Genomic DNA, 16,076 nt, shown 5'->3' on the forward strand with positions numbered 1-16,076 from the left:
TTCTATAGATATAGATCCCTTATTAAACTACTTCTGATATACTAGAATCGTATACGAACTAGCAGGAAATTCGTATTTCAAGTCTTTTGTATAATAAAGGACTTTCTCTTGTGGAACAATTCTTTCCGGTTGTTCCGGTGTATTTTTATCCTTGAGACTACCGGACAATGTGATAACTTTAATTTTTGAAGGCGAATCAAATCCTTTCAGACAGATATTGGCGGTAATGACATAGTCATGAATATTTGAGACATGAACCACTACTTCCTCCCTCTTTTCATCAGTAGCAGCGGTTACATCCAATTCTCCTTGAGTTGCACTAAACACTCTGAAAGGTTTATGATGATTTGAAGCCATCTGCTTAGCATAAAAAGGAGGCATTCCCCAGACCTGTGAAGGGGTAAAGAAGATTTGTCCCTGATTCCAGCCATTATCATTTTGCAGATAAGGCTCCAGTGCATTAGCAGCACAAGTCGTCAATAAAAAGTCCCCCATCCTACGGGATGCATTCTGAATCGTCACATGACCTAATGCACGCCGCATATCATGTGTTACTCCGTTTTCCTCAAACAGGGCACATTTCATTTTGGTATTCGGATCCCATTTCTGAAAATAATCTTTCATCTGCTTCAGTTCTCCCTCTACCTGAGATCCCAGAATATTATCATCAGCCCACGGATGATAATCCCAATAAGCAGCTTTTCCATTGAGTGCATCAAATACCATTTTCATGTTTTCCGGTGAATCCGGACGCCACCAAGCTGCAGATACAAATTCTATGTTCGGGTCTTTTGATTTAATAGCATCATAGATACGATTAAAATCCTGAATATATTTCTCATAATCTTTACGAATATCTCCCCATATCACTTCTTCATTTCCAACCTCTATATACTTCACATTGTAGGGTTCAGGATGTCCGGCATCTGCCCGCTTCTTTCCCCATTCGGAAGTTACCGGTCCGTTCAAGTACTCAATCATATCCGCCATATCCTGTGCAGATTCTCCTACATTCACCGCAAAACAAGGCTCAAAATCTGCCGCTTCACAAAGCTGGAGAAATTCTTCAATACCGAATCCATTGGTTGAATAAGGATACCAATGACCTCTATATTGTGGCCGTTTATCCCTGTCACCAATCATATTCTTGAACTTGTAATCAGGGGCATTGACCATAGTCCCCCCATAACGTAAGAAGGTCAAACCTTGATTAACCATAGTCTTAGCAATATCATTGCGTAATGGCAAATTATGAAACAGGTCATCCCCAGTACCCATCAAGACCACCTGGTCCATCCAGACTTTACCATTATTCTCTATATAAACAGCCAGACGTGAATTGGTATCTGTAACATTTGAAGTTAACTCAAATGGGAACTTTTGCCACTTATCTGTCACTCCTTTCAACTCTTGAACTGCATACTCTTTATTTCCATCTGCACTCTGTAGTGCCACTTTCACCACTCCTTTATAGGAACCTTTCAAATAAAGACGTCCCTCAAATTTCTGCCCTTCCTTTACAGCAATCCCCCATCCATTGAGCCCCATATTGGCTACTCCCACTTTACCTGAGCCACCATTTTTACTGATCAACTGCGACCAAGTTGTGTTATAGGCATTTTTATTATCATGCATAAAGACAGCTTTCGCATTTCCGGTCTGAATAGGTGTCCAATGAAGACTAACCTCCGGTTGAGGAATTGTATTGAATTTCAATATCTTATCCATATCCTCAGTCTTCATTCTGAGATTACGGAATTTCACATCAGAATTCCATGAACGCAATCCAATTCTACCAGTAGCAAGAATAGGATTATTTTCATTATGCACAAAAAGGCTTTTATCATTTAAAAAGACTTCCATTCTTCCGTCATTCATAACAACCTTCAACCGGTTCCATTCAGCAGGATTACAATCTACCTCTATATCACGAATATGACTAAAATTATTTTCATGTTTTCCAATCACCACTTTCTTCCCGTTGGCTGCAAGACTTATTTCATATCCATTAAAAGAATCAGCGCCTTTTGCTTCTTTAGAAACTCGCGTAATTAATCCTGCATTATCTCCTGATGTGCCATCGAATTTAATCTCGGCTTCTACAACACCATTTTTAAATTCGATAGGATTGTAGATAAATTTAGACCCTGCTGCTTTTGTTGCATGAAGTTCTCCATGAGATGTTGTCCAATTACCTTCATATATTGAAAAATCATCAAAAGTAACTCCGGGAGCAGGTTCTTCAAAACTTTCACCGAAAATACGTTGGTTATAAATTCCCCCGTATATTTCATGATTCACGTCTTCTATACAAGATCCATAAAGATAAGCAGGAATGGTATTCTCTATTTTTGATGCATCTACCTCAATGAGTTCATCTTTATTTATAGGAATCCAAACTTCATAAGCTCCTTGTTTACGATTTCCCATCGCATAATAAGGAATTGCAGTAAAGTTAATCTGCTGTTTCTTATCATCAACAGCTACTCCTTTTATCACATTAACTCCTTCCAAAAGACCTTTTTCAGGTACTAATTCCATAGAACAATTAGTATCAATTCTCAAATGATCCAACCCTGCATTGTCTATTTCCTCCAGACAATATATCACAGGACCTGAAGCCAGAGCCATCTTTCCTTTAAGATGCTTAACCTGCTCACAGGCAGTAATGATACGGGGTTGCATAGGTAAATTCAATTCTATTCGGTCCGCTTTCCCCCAGTTACGATTGATCTCGACATAACCATCGACTACTTTCACCTTTTCCGATTTTCCATTGATAGCCAAAGTTATCTGCGAAATCAGATTTGATTGATAAAGTCCATAAGGATTCTCAACTCCCTGTGCCCATCCCGGAACTCTTATTTTCACAGAAAACTTACCTTTCTTTTCCGGCTGAAGAGTTACGTTAATTTTTCCTGTCCAAGGATATCCGGTCTCTTGCTGAACATGGACCGTATTATGATCCAGTTCTATCGTAGCTTGGCTGCTAATAAACAGATTAACTATCACTTGATCAGCTTGTTTTGCATAAATAAATCCGGGCATTGCCGATACAATTTTCAAGAACATCGGAGGACAACACGGACAAGAATGCCATTCCCAACGAGAATGATTATGCGAATTCAACGGATTCTGATAAGTATATTTATCACCGGAAAGAGAAATCCCCGTTAATACATTATTATATAATACCCGTTCAAACTCATCCATATATTTTCCTTCACCGGTCAGTTCATTCATCCGTTGGCTGAAAAAGCCTGCTCCTACCGCAGCACAAGTTTCCAAATAAGCATCAGTAGGAAGGAAATAATCTGCTCCGAATTTCTCATCAAAATGAATAGCACCCACACCACCGGTTATAAACATACGTCGGCCTACCATATTATCCCACCAATCAGTAGCTGTCTGAATATATTTCGGAGAATGATTTTCCAAAGCAGCAGCGGCAACCCCCGTAGCTAACAAAGTAGCACGCACTGCATGTCCCTCAATAGTTTTCTGTTCAAAAATAGTAATAGAATCTTGAGCATAATCTCCCCATGAAGGACGAGCATTGTCCCCAAACTGAGGATCTTTATATTTTTGTTCCCGAATCCATTGCTCTGATTTCTCATTTCCCCACTTGGCCCACAATGGATAGCCACAATGTTTTCCTCTGTTCTCCATCCAGAAAGTAACCAATTTCCAGTAAGCAGTCTCATCTACCGGAAGGTTAATTTGCTTCTTAATATCAGGATTTCGTTTGAATAACCAATATAATTTAATAACGGCCTCTTCAGGTCCGGAATGTGAAGGAATAATGTTCTTTTTTGGAGCAGGTCCCATCAAATCACACATATAATTCGCCAGCCGTACTGCTACTTCCAGTAATTTCACTTTTCCCGTAGCTTCATAGTAATGAACACCTGCTTCAATTAGCATACCGGCATTATATACATTATGTTGCCAGCGCAAAAAACCTCCATTCTCTCCCCATCTATATTCCGGTTGCACAAGGTCCGTATAAGTATCTATAAAACCGTTGGAATCAACCTTTTGAGCTGCTTCTATCCGGGTTATATATTTATCAATTCTTTCTTCCAGCTTTTCATCAGGATGTTGTATCAGCAAATCAGATACACCTCGAATCGTTTCATAAACCAACCCGTTGAACCAAGGAAGACCGGCACTATGTCCTGTGCCCTTTTTCCCGGCAGCAACCTCATCGAAATCTATAAAAATATTGTTATTATTTTGCTCTTCAGCAGTCTTTAAATGTTTTCCTTCAAACTTATCGAAAACATCAGAGACTGTAACATTATTCCATCGGTCAAATTTCGGAGTCCAAAACGCATCATTAATCTGCACATCCTTAACCGGAATAAACTGAATAGGAGTTTTACCATCATCTTTTGCATAAGATGTTGTAACACTTCCTGCAGCAATTAATGCCATTGAAACAAAACACCAAAGCTTATTTTCCATCCTATATTTTATTTAGTAGTTATATTATTGTCCCATACAAATTACATATTTCCTTCTTCCGTAAGATAACTTTCCTTTCTAATTTCCAGATAATAACACAATATAGGTTCACTCCAATTTCCATAAGATGCGATTATTGTCCTACTGAAAGACGCTGCAAAGATATGGATAAAAAAACAAATACTGGTACGAACTGGTACGATTATATTTATGTTATAAAACACAGACCAGTTCATACCAGTCAATTACTAAAAAAGCTACCTTTGTGCCGGAAACAAATTATAGAATCAATGAAACTCAATGAATCTAAATATAAACAAGTAGTAAACTATGTGATTGAAGGAATAAATGAAGGACATTTCCGAAAAGGAGACTGGATTCCTTCCATCAACGAGTTTAGAAAAAAATATAATTTATCACGAGATACTGTTTTTGCCGGAATCAGTGAATTAAAATCCAGAGGAATCATCGATTCTACTCCCGGAGTAGGATATTATATCGCAAGTACAAAACTAACTTTAAAACATCGGATTCTACTTTTATTCAATGAGTTCAATGAGTTTAAAGAAGAACTTTATAATTCCTTTATTGAAAACATAGATAAAACTACTACCGTAGAAATTTATTTCCACAATTATAATCGGAAAGTATTCGAAACCCTCGTTAATGATGCAAATGGTAAATATACTTCTTATATATTAATGCCAGGGAAATTCCAGGGATTAGATCCATTATTGCAATCTTTATCCGGAAAAGTATTTCTATTGGATCATTGTCATAACGAACTCAAAGGGAAATATTCGTCTGTTACACAAAATTTCGAGAAAGACACTTACGAAGCATTAAAGTTTGAATTAAAACATATAGAGAAATACAAGCGGATTTTTATGGTGCAAAGTGAAGCTAAAGAACCTTATGAGCGGTATGACGGTTTACAAAGATTCAGCAAGGAGTATGGTTTCGAGCATAAATATCTGAATAATGTAACAGGTAAAAAGATTAAGAATGGAGATCTTTTTATACTTGTGAATGACAGAGATTTAGTAGACGTGCTAAAGCAGGCAAAAAAGCAGGATTTAACTCCCGGTCAGGAATTTGGCATTATATCTTATAATGATACTCCTTTGAAAGAAATTCTTGCAGGTGGAATAACAACCCTATCCACTGATTTCAAGTTAATGGGTAAAACAATGGCTTCACTTATCAAAAAAAAGAATATTGAGACATACGAAAATCCCTGGATACTTAACATTAGAAAATCCTTGTAAAGTCCAAGACTAACATAGGCTTTTATCATTGAATAAGAAAGAGGAATTTAGGCATTATCTGCTATAATAATGAATAATGCCTTAATAAAACTCTACATATGGAATACCCCAACAATAAACTGATAACAAAAATATCCGCATACAATTAGTTTCAAGACTGTTCCAAACAGGAAACCGATTAACGAGCCTATACCGGATCTTATTGCTTGGTGAAATTCTCGATCTCCCAACAATTCTCCGATCACAGCTCCCAGAAATGGTCCAATAATGATTCCCGACGGAAGAAAAAGCAATCCAACAAGGGTTCCGATAATACAGCCCCAACTTCCCCACTTACTACCTCCGCCATATTTACTACCCAGCATCGGAGTGAAATAATCCAAGACCAACAGAACGCCAACAATCAACAACCATACCAACAATTGGGTAGTAGTATATTGAACCTTATCTGTTGCATGAAGTAATAACAAACCGACATAAGCTATCGGAAGTCCGGGAAGCATCGGAATGATGCAACCTATCAAGCCTGTAATCATACATACAGCACCTAATATAATAAGAATGACATCTATCATTTCATTTCCTATTTATTATATAAACAAAATAATATCAATAACGCCTTATCGGAGTATAATTAATCTGATAAATACGATCAAAAAAAGGAATCCACTCATTCTCAGCAATGCCAATCTGCAAACCATAAAAATGTGTATTAGCATTCCGGTATTCTTGAATTTGTCGGGTCAGTTCGGGTGAAGAAAGGGGAATTTTAAAATCACTGATCCACAATACATCTGCATTCATATATATTTTATTTGATTGAAGCAATTGAAACATAGCTTTCAACATTCGTGTTGCATCTGTGTCTCCACAAGCTGTAGTAGAAAAGAATTCAAGCAGCCTCACCCGTTCTTTTCGAATATCAATTGGAGTGATAGACACAGAAAAAGCAATTAGAAAACAATCACGTTTCTGTCTATCAGCTATCTCCAGTAGTTTCACCATCAATGAGTAAGCTATCTTTTCCGGTTTCCCGACCATACTTCCGGAAGTATCCAGGCAAACGATCATCGGTCCTTTCAATACCGCCGGCTTCACTTCCAATTTTCTGGCAGGTTGCATAATCTCAGATTTATAACGGAAGTTTTGAAGCTTATGGGTAAGGTATTTATAAACAAATAAATCTTCTAGCTCAGCATCGGCACAATGAACCAATTCTGTAGGCAACAATGAGTTTAAATCATTTCCGATTGTAATACCCAGTATATCACACTTAGAAGCATGTTCCATTCTATAAATATCTCCTTCTGCCACAGATAACTGATCTTGACCGTCATCATCAGCAATACGCCCCATTTTATTTGCTACTTTCAGTATCTCCGGAAATTCTCTCTGAATACGTACGATCTTTCGTATCCGCTCAAAATCAATTGTATTCCAAATGCCATTCATCAATCCCCATGATTGAAAAAATTCATCCTTCTCTACTTTATTCTTATCCAGATACTCCGGAATATTTTTAAAGTTAGAGCGCATCCTCTGTTCCAGATTATCCTTACGCAGTTCTATTTCTTCCTCCTTTTGTTTCTGATTTTTCTGACGAAAAGCTTCTTTCCAATCATCCACCATTTTCTCCCATATCTTGTCGTCAGCATACTTTCCTTCCTGCCCAAACTGTCCTCTGTAGAAACGATGATCAAATCCAAATTCCTGATATACATCATCTAATTGTTTAAGCAGTGCCTGCCAACCATGCCTGCGTCGTTCTATCGACCACTCCAACACAAGTTCCATTCCCTCCTGCTCCGACTGACTCTTCTGCAAATTATATCTCTCCTTCTCTAAATTCAACTTAATAAATTGAACCATTGTATCATAAAAAATACAAGCACAGATATCATTGTTCAAAACCTGTATTTTTATAATCGGATCATTCATAACAGACAATAAATAGGCATACAACGGTTCCGAGTCTGTTTCTGCACACTCTCCAGTTTTCATATACTTATCCAATGCCTGGATATAAAAAGCCGAAGTATATCTATTCATCTCCATACCGCAATTTACGTACATCCACACGTGCCCATGCAATTTCTTTACGGATAGTGGCTATGTATTGATCGATTTCTTTTTTATCTTCTTCTGTCACAAATATATTTTCCCGCAAACCTTTCACTTGCTTATCTATTTTTTTATTAACGATCTCCAGTTCTGTTTCATAATCTCTATCTGTTACAGACAGATTTCCCAGCCACAACTGTTGTTGCTCCCCTCTATTAAGTCTCTTCATGGGAAAACGTACGCCATTAATATACAGATGTCTACTATCTCTGAACAGCGAAACCCGCTCAGCATTTTGTTCATCAGGAACACCCGAAAAAGCACGGATAATTGTTCGTTTCGGATTTAAGGGATCAGTGTACATCACTCCTACCATTGGCGTATCTTTTGTACTATACTCTTTCATATTTTTATAATCCACAATAAAAATATAGGTATTACCTGTACCATGATTTTCCACCTGATAATAAAAATGATCTATGATCAACAAATCGTCATCCCGACGATCTCCTTTTTGCCTGGCCTTCTCTAATGCTTCATGTACACGACTTACCTTCAAATCTGATTTAAGAGATAAAGTAATAGATGAAAGTTCCTTCATATAAGGGACAAACAATGCACGAATCACAATTTGACGGATATTTGTATACTCGTCCGGCTCATTCCACAAACAATGATAAATAGGTAAAATATCAGTCGTACGAACTTCGGAACATCCATGTATAAAAGCGGAGGTCTTTAACAAACGAACAATATTCTTCCAACGACGATCACTTATATACACATTACGGTGAATTCCGGAAGCTTCTATTTCAACTTTACCTAAACATTTACGAATCTCAGTAATACAGGACAAAACCTCAATAGGAACAGTTATCTGCCGTATTTCTCTTTGCCACTCCGCATATTCCTCGTCCGAAATCTGCCATTGACATTCCGAATCTTCTAATCCGACATTATCATCCAACAACATCTTATAAAATGTATCTTCCTGCTTTACACAGGTACAAATCACACGAAGCAAAAAACGATCCCACAAAGCCTCCAAACCTTCGCCTTTCGAAGGTAATTCATTACTGGCGGCAACCAATAATTTTAAAGGCAACTTTAATTCTGAATCTCCATTCCTAAACAACTTTTCATTGATTACTGTCAATAAAGTATTTTGAATAGCGGGACCGGCCTTCCATATTTCATCCAGAAATACCACATCAGCCACAGGCAAATATCCTTCGACAATACGTTCATACTTATCCGACTCTTTTAACCGGCTAATACTTACCGGACCAAAGATTTCATCAGGAGTAGAAAAGCGAGACATCAAATACTCAAAAGCTTTCGCATTGACAAAAGCTCTTTTCAACCGTCGTGCTACCATTGATTTAGCCACTCCCGGAGGCCCCAACAACAAAATACTTTCACCAGCTAATGCAGCCAACAAGGACAAGTTTATTTCTGTTTCCTTTTCGTAGACCCCTCGGTTCATTTCAACCAATAATAACTGTATACGTTCTCTTATTTCCATTTCCTTATATACTAAAAATATAAATTTGCATCAAAGATACGAAAAAGCATATTTATAACGAGCACTACATAAAATTAGGTTGAAATAAAAATGTCTTCAAAAAAAATCGATATTACATTCACTTTTTCATTTATTTTATCTCAAACATTATATACTATTAGAAAAAAAAGAATATCTTTGCAAAATAGAAAAACAACCATATCTACCAGAAACGAAACACTAATACAATGAAAAAGAAAGGACCTTAATTTTTTAGCAGCTATTAGAAGGATTGAGTGAAAACTTTATTCTACTCCTTCGTCGGTATTATGGATAACACATATTATTATCCTAATCTTAAAATCATACCTATGTTAGCCAATTTTAACATTTACACAATGAATAAAAGATTTAACTTATTATTGTTAGCCATCCTAATTCCCCTTTGCGGAATAAAAGCAGAGAATAAAATCACTATAGGTGTTATTCAATATGATTGGAGTGATATTGATAAAAGTTTCAAAGAGCTACATGATTCCGGATTTGGATCTTGCCAACTCCAATACAGCCAGAAAATGGATAAAAACTTCGCTGAAAAACTGAAGGCTGCCTCTAAAAAACATCAGATAAAAGTAACAACAGTAGTTTCGGTTCCCGGACATTGTGTTTGGAATTTCAAGGAAGGTCCCTCAACAATCGGCTTAGTCCCTGAAAATGGGCGTGAAGAGAAACTAGCAGTTTATCGTAAAATGATTGATTTTTGCGTAATGGCAGACATACCAGCCATGCACTCTCATTTTGGTTTTATCCCGGAAGATTTAGCTTCTGAGCAATACAAAAGTTTTATTGAAGTAATGAAAGGATTGGCAAATTACGCAAAAGAACGTAATGTCATGATCTATTTTGAAACAGGACAGGAAACCCCAATCACATTGATCCGTGCGATTAAAGATATAGGTACAGGAAATCTTTTTATCAATTGCGACCTGGCTAATCTATTAATGTACGGAAAAGCAAATTCACTTGACGCTGTAAAATTATTCGGTAGTTTGATTAAAGAATTTCATGCAAAAGACGGAAAATATCCTGATCCGAATAATCCTTATGTATTAGGTAAAGAAGTAAACATACCCGAAGGAGATGTCAATTTTCCAGCTGTAATTGAAGAATTGAAGAAACAAAACTTCCAGGGATCTTTAACCATTGAGTGTGAGTTAGGGGATAGCAATCGAGATTATGTAATCAAGACTCGTAAATATTTGCAAGAACTATTAGATAAATAATCATATAAATTTTATTACTATGGGAATGGACAGAAGAAACTTCTTAAAAACTGTCGGAGGACTAGCTCTTTTCACAATTGTGCCACGTCACGTATTGGGACACGGTTATATTGCTCCAAGTGATCAATTGACCAAAGGTATTATTGGTGTTGGAGGCATGGGCAGAGGTCATGTAAACTATGAAGGTACACGCTTGGTTGCCGTATGTGATGTTGATAAAAAGCATCTTGAGCTAGGTAAAAAATTAGTAAAAGATCAGATTGCTGCTTATCATGATTTTCGTGATTTGATCTTAGATCCGAATGTGGACATTGTTCACATTGCAACTCCACCTCATTGGCATGGAATCATGTCAGTAGAAGCAGCAAAAGCCGGAAAAGATATTTGGTGTGAGAAACCGATGACACGTACGATCGGTGAAGGTAAACGTGTGATGGAAGCAGTAGAACAATACGGGCGTATGTTCCGCCTAAATACTTGGTTCCGTTTTAAAGATCCTTTCTACGGCTTGGGAACACCAGTGAAGCCTTTAAAGAAATTAGTACAGAGCGGCATGTTAGGATGGCCATTGAAAGTGACAATCAGCAAGCATACAGGTTTTGACTGGAAATTCTACTGGGTAGGTAAAGAATATCTTGAACCACAACAGATACCAGCTGAACTGGATTATGACATGTGGCTGGGCCCGGCTCCTTATAAGCCTTACAACGCTCACCGCGTTCATCAGAATTTCCGCGGATATTGGGATTATGATAGTGGTGGTTTGGGTGATATGGGACAACACTATATCGACCCTGTACAATATATATTAGGTAAAGATGACACCAGCCCGGTGAAAGTAGAAGTAGATGCTCCTCAACAACATCCGGATGCAGTTGGAGTTTGGCGTTCTATTACTTATACTTATGACGATGGCTGTCAGATTGTACTTTGGGGTGGAGACTTTGGTGATCCGAATACTCCTTATATTGCAGGTCCTAAAGGTAATGTATATAAGAATTTTGTATGCGACATACCTGATTGGGAAAAGAAATTGGCCGATTATCCAGAACCCGAACCACAGATTTCAACTTTCCTTGAAAGTGTTAAAACCCGTCAGCCGTTTGCATTGAACGAACGAAACGGATTCCGTTCAGCAACAATAGTCAATATGGGAGCTGCTGCTCTTCGTTTAAACAGAACGTTAAACTTTGATCCTGTAAAACTTGAGTTTGTAGATGACGAAGCAGCTAACCGTTTGTTGGATCAACCGTCGAGAGCACCGTGGAATATTTAGTTCATTCAAAAAATTGAAAACACATGAAGAAAGTATATATATCAATAACAACTTTGTTATTATGCGGAAGCATGCTAATGGCCCAATCGCCAGCCAATCGTACGGCAAAAACTACCGTAGCCGATGTGTTGGTTCAAATGCCAGCAGCTAAACAAGCAGAGTACAATAAACTAATTAAAGAACTGAGTTCTACTGGTGAAGAGGGCGTTTTGATGTTAATAGACAGAATCAATCCGCCGGGCAAAGGTAGCAACTCGAATGTGGATTACGCCTTAAGTGGTTTGAGCCATTATGTTATGGCAAAAGGGGAAGAAAACGCACGTCTGACCATCGCTAATGCTTATCTGAAAGCCTTGGATAAAGCAAGTGAACGTGAGACAAAAGCTTTCATCATTCGCCAACTTCAAATTTTAGGAAAAGATGAATGTGTGGATGTTCTTGCCACTTATCTCAATGATGAATCATTAAGCAGTCCTGCCGCATGTGCACTAGCTTCTATTGGCAGTCCTAAAGCAGGAGCAATTCTGACTGCTGCTTTAAAAAGTCGTAGCGGTTCACCAAAAACGCAAAAGAATATTATCCAGGCAATTGGAGATGTGCAGGTAACAGAGGCAGAAGATCTTCTACTTACATTGTTAAAAACTTCCAACCCGGAAATACAAACTGAATTATTGTATGCATTAAGCCAGATAGGAAGTCTGAAATCATTGGATGCATTGGCAAACGCCGCAGCCAAAGATGGATATACAATGACTAAAGAAGGAGCTAACGAGGCTTATATTATATTATTGAACCGTCTGATCGAGCAAGGACATCCGAAAGAGGTAACAAAAGCTGCCCAAAAACTACAAAAAGATGCAGCTAAAGCAGGAAAGGAACAAACAAGCGAAGCAGCACTACAGACTCTCCTACACGCCGAATTGGCCAAAGGACAGGGCAACAATGCAAGTGCTACCAAGTTAATTCTAACTGCAATGAAGAGTCCGAGCAGGAGTTATCGGAATGCTGCTTTAAATTACGCTTCCCACTACGCAGATAAGGATTTATATATCGGTCTGGCAAAAGCAATGGAAAAGGCGAAGCCTGAAGTGAAAGTAGATATTCTGAGCTGGATAGGACGTGAAGCAAAAAAAACATCCAAGCATGATATCATCCAGAATCTGGAAATTCGTTCCGGGCTTCCTCTCCAACAGGTATTACTGAAACAAATAGCCAATACAAACTTTGATGTTAAACAAGCTGTCGTATGGGCATTAGTTAAAATCGGTGATCCTGCAAGTATTCCTTCTATTGCAGCATTATTGAAGGATAACGACAAGCAAATTGTATTATTAGGACAAGATGCTTTAGTTGCTTTCCCAGGAAATATTAATGACGCAGTAGCAGAAGTTATCCCCTCTTCCACTGACGCTGGTAAGATTGCCGGAATTGAATTATTGTCTATGCGTAAGGCTAGCAATAACTTAAACACAGTATTAGAACAAATACAGTCCGGCTCTCCCGAAGTTAAGAAAGTAGCTTATGCCGCACTGAAAGATGTGGTAAGTAACAAAGACATTGACACCATGTGTAAAATGTTGGAAAGTGCCGATACACAAACAGTTCCTGCTATGCAGCGTGCTGTAATTTCTGCAATTTCTTCATTACCGGCAAAGGAACAGGTTAAGATTGTGAATGGCCGTATGTCACAAGCTGGTGGTAAACAATATCTTTACTATCTGGTACTATCTTCTACCGGCCAGCCGGAGGTATTGGCAACCATTGTGAAAGGTTTCCACTCTAACACAGGAGTTAAACAGGACGCTGCTTTTGAAGCTCTTTTGAACTGGAAAGACAACCAAGTAGCTGATGAATTGTATAATATCTGTAAGCAGAATCCATCTTCCAAATTCTTCGAACCGGGACTTAACACTTACATAAAATTAGTATCTAATCCTGCATTCACAGGCGAAAGACGTTTGTTAAGCCTACGCAAGGCAATGGAAATTGCTCAAACAGATGCACAGAAAAAAGCAATTCTGCAACAGATCGAAAAGACTGATACATTCCTTGGAATGCTATATGCCGGCGAATTCCTCGACCAGAAACCTGTACAGCAAGCAGCAGCCAATGCTGTCATGAACATCGCTTTAGGTAACAAAGAATATATAGGAACCAATGTCCGCGATTTACTAAATAAAGTATTGGAAGTATTGGACAATCCGGATGCACGTTATCAAAAAGAGGCCATCAAGAAGCATTTAGCTGAAATGCCTCAAGGCGAAGGTTTCGTATCTATCTTCAATGGCAAAGATCTGACCGGTTGGAAAGGATTGGTAGAAAATCCAATTGTCCGGGCTAAAATGAAACCTGCACAATTGGCACAAGCCCAGAAAAAAGCTGATGAAGCTATGCGCAGAGACTGGAAAGTAGAAAACGGGCTATTAGCATTTGTAGGCAATGGCTTTGATAATCTGTGTACGGAAAAACAATACGGTGACTTTGAAATGTATGTAGACTGGATGCTTGATCCGGCAGGTCCCGAAGCAGATGCCGGCATCTATTTGCGTGGCACTCCTCAAGTACAAATATGGGATACCGCCCGTACGAATGTAGGTGCACAAGTAGGTTCCGGTGGCTTATATAACAACCAGGTGAACAAGAGTAAACCGTTAAAAGTTGCAGACAATAAATTGGGTGAATGGAACAGTTTCTATATTAAGATGGTAGGCGATCGTGTAACAGTGATTCTAAATGGAGAAAAGGTAGTAGACGATGTAATCCTCGAAAACTACTGGGATCGCAAATCCCCAATTTTCCCAATAGAACAAATTGAATTACAAGCACATGGTAGCAAGGTATATTACCGAAACATTTATATAAAAGAGTTGGAACGTAAAGAACCATTCAAACTTTCCGCAGAGGAAGTGAAAGAAGGTTTCAAGATATTATTCGACGGTACCAATATGCATGAATGGACCGGAAATACAGTAGACTATACATTGGAAGATAATTGTATTTCTCTGAATCCAAGCAAAAGCTTCGGTGGTAACCTGTATACAAAGGATGAATATGACAACTTTGTCTTCCGCTTCGAATTCCAATTGACTCCCGGTGCAAACAATGGTGTCGGTATACGTACCCCAATGAAAGGAGATGCCGCTTATGTGGGAATGGAAATTCAGATACTGGATTGCGAACATCCTATCTATAAGGACATCACTCCTTTACAACATCATGGCTCTGTATATGGTATTATTCCGGCAAAGCCTGACCATCATGGTATATTCAAACCCGTCGGCGAATGGAATGTGGAAGAAATTGTAGCAAACGGTGACAATATTCGTGTAACAGTGAATGGTGTTGTTATCACAGAAGGTAATATTCGCGAAGCCACCAAGAACGGTACAGCCGATCATAAGAATCATCCGGGATTATTCAACAAAAAAGGACATATCGGTTTCTTAGGACATGGTTCTCCGGTTAAATTTAGAAATATCCGTATTAAAGAGTTGAAATAAGCATTATTCTTATTTCATAGTTTAAGTTGTGCAGCATAAGCATTCGTTTGCTTATGCTGCATTTTTATTCCAATAAAAACAAAAGGGTGCAAATTTCCGGGTTTATTTGCCATCTTTATTCAAATAAAAGCTATCTTTGCGATTCAGAATCCCGAAATAAGAAAAAAATGGAGCAAATAGATATTCTAAAAGAGCTTATTAATCGGGGAGATGTGGATAAAGCAATAGAGCAATTGAATCAACTCCTCCAAGATATTTCTGTCGAACCAAAGAAAGACGCTCTTTACTATTTACTGGGAAATGCCTACCGAAAAAAGGGAGATTGGAAACAGGCTTTGGATAACTACCAACACGCCATCGATCTTAACCCCGACAGTCCTGCCGTACAAGCTCGAAAGATGGCGATAGATATCCTGAACTTCTATCACAAAGATATGTACAATCAATAATCGAAATAAAGGTAACGTAATAAAGTTAAAGAATATGGCAAAAATCAAAGGAGCAATCGTAGTCGATACAGAGCGTTGCAAAGGGTGCAACCTATGTGTAGTAGCGTGTCCGCTCGATGTAATCTCCCTCAATAAAGAGGTGAATATGAAAGGCTATAACTACGCCTTCCAAGTGAAAGAAGATACCTGTAACGGCTGTAGTTCTTGTGCGACAGTTTGTCCGGACGGATGTATCTCAGTGTATAAAGTTAAATGTGAATAAAAGAAA

10 protein-coding genes are annotated in these 16,076 nt (G+C 38.2%); 6 read left to right on the top strand and 4 right to left on the bottom strand.

Features of this window, described 5'->3' with window-relative positions; translation table 11 throughout:
• Positions 1-27 precede the first annotated feature (27 nt).
• Positions 28-4,467, bottom strand: a complete 4,440-nt coding sequence (locus tag EJF25_RS26310) for a beta-L-arabinofuranosidase domain-containing protein (RefSeq protein WP_125040895.1) — start codon at positions 4,465-4,467, stop codon at positions 28-30.
• 290 nt (positions 4,468-4,757) lie between these two features.
• Here EJF25_RS26310 and EJF25_RS08640 point away from each other — a divergent pair, with 290 nt between their 5' ends.
• A complete protein-coding gene (locus EJF25_RS08640) occupies positions 4,758-5,735 on the top strand; it encodes a GntR family transcriptional regulator (protein WP_125040896.1) in 978 nt (325 codons plus the stop codon).
• A gap of 92 nt (positions 5,736-5,827) precedes the next feature.
• On the opposite strand, the gene EJF25_RS08645 is transcribed toward EJF25_RS08640, so the two are convergent.
• Genes EJF25_RS08645 through EJF25_RS08655 form a run of 3 tightly spaced genes read right to left on the bottom strand, consistent with a single transcriptional unit; the run spans position 5,828 to position 9,321 of the window.
• Positions 5,828-6,310, bottom strand: a complete 483-nt coding sequence (locus EJF25_RS08645) for a DUF456 domain-containing protein (protein WP_125040897.1) — start codon at positions 6,308-6,310, stop codon at positions 5,828-5,830.
• Between the two features lie 34 nt (positions 6,311-6,344).
• Entirely contained in the window at positions 6,345-7,784 is a 1,440-nt protein-coding gene (locus EJF25_RS08650) for a vWA domain-containing protein (protein WP_370685710.1), read from the bottom strand.
• Positions 7,777-9,321, bottom strand: a complete 1,545-nt coding sequence (locus tag EJF25_RS08655) for an AAA family ATPase (RefSeq protein WP_125040899.1) — start codon at positions 9,319-9,321, stop codon at positions 7,777-7,779. Before EJF25_RS08655 ends, EJF25_RS08650 begins: the two co-directional genes overlap by 8 nt.
• A gap of 377 nt (positions 9,322-9,698) precedes the next feature.
• Here EJF25_RS08655 and EJF25_RS08660 point away from each other — a divergent pair, with 377 nt between their 5' ends.
• The 5 genes from EJF25_RS08660 to EJF25_RS08680 all read left to right on the top strand — a co-directional run bounded on the left by EJF25_RS08660 (position 9,699) and on the right by EJF25_RS08680 (position 16,070).
• Entirely contained in the window at positions 9,699-10,583 is an 885-nt protein-coding gene (locus EJF25_RS08660; RefSeq protein ID WP_125040900.1) for a sugar phosphate isomerase/epimerase family protein, read from the top strand.
• Between the two features lie 19 nt (positions 10,584-10,602).
• Positions 10,603-11,859, top strand: coding sequence for a Gfo/Idh/MocA family oxidoreductase (locus EJF25_RS08665; protein ID WP_125040901.1), 1,257 nt, complete (start codon positions 10,603-10,605; stop codon positions 11,857-11,859).
• Between the two features lie 23 nt (positions 11,860-11,882).
• Entirely contained in the window at positions 11,883-15,359 is a 3,477-nt protein-coding gene (locus EJF25_RS08670) for a DUF1080 domain-containing protein (protein WP_125040902.1), read from the top strand.
• A gap of 167 nt (positions 15,360-15,526) precedes the next feature.
• Positions 15,527-15,808 (top strand): tetratricopeptide repeat protein, encoded by a 282-nt coding sequence (locus tag EJF25_RS08675; protein WP_125040903.1) that lies wholly within the window; start codon positions 15,527-15,529, stop codon positions 15,806-15,808.
• A 34-nt stretch (positions 15,809-15,842) separates the two neighbouring features.
• A complete protein-coding gene (locus EJF25_RS08680; RefSeq protein WP_077154623.1) occupies positions 15,843-16,070 on the top strand; it encodes a 4Fe-4S dicluster domain-containing protein in 228 nt (75 codons plus the stop codon).
• Positions 16,071-16,076: the final 6 nt, after the last annotated feature.

It is taken from the genome of Bacteroides faecalis, from assembly GCF_003865075.1.
GTDB lineage: Bacteria > Bacteroidota > Bacteroidia > Bacteroidales > Bacteroidaceae > Bacteroides > Bacteroides faecalis.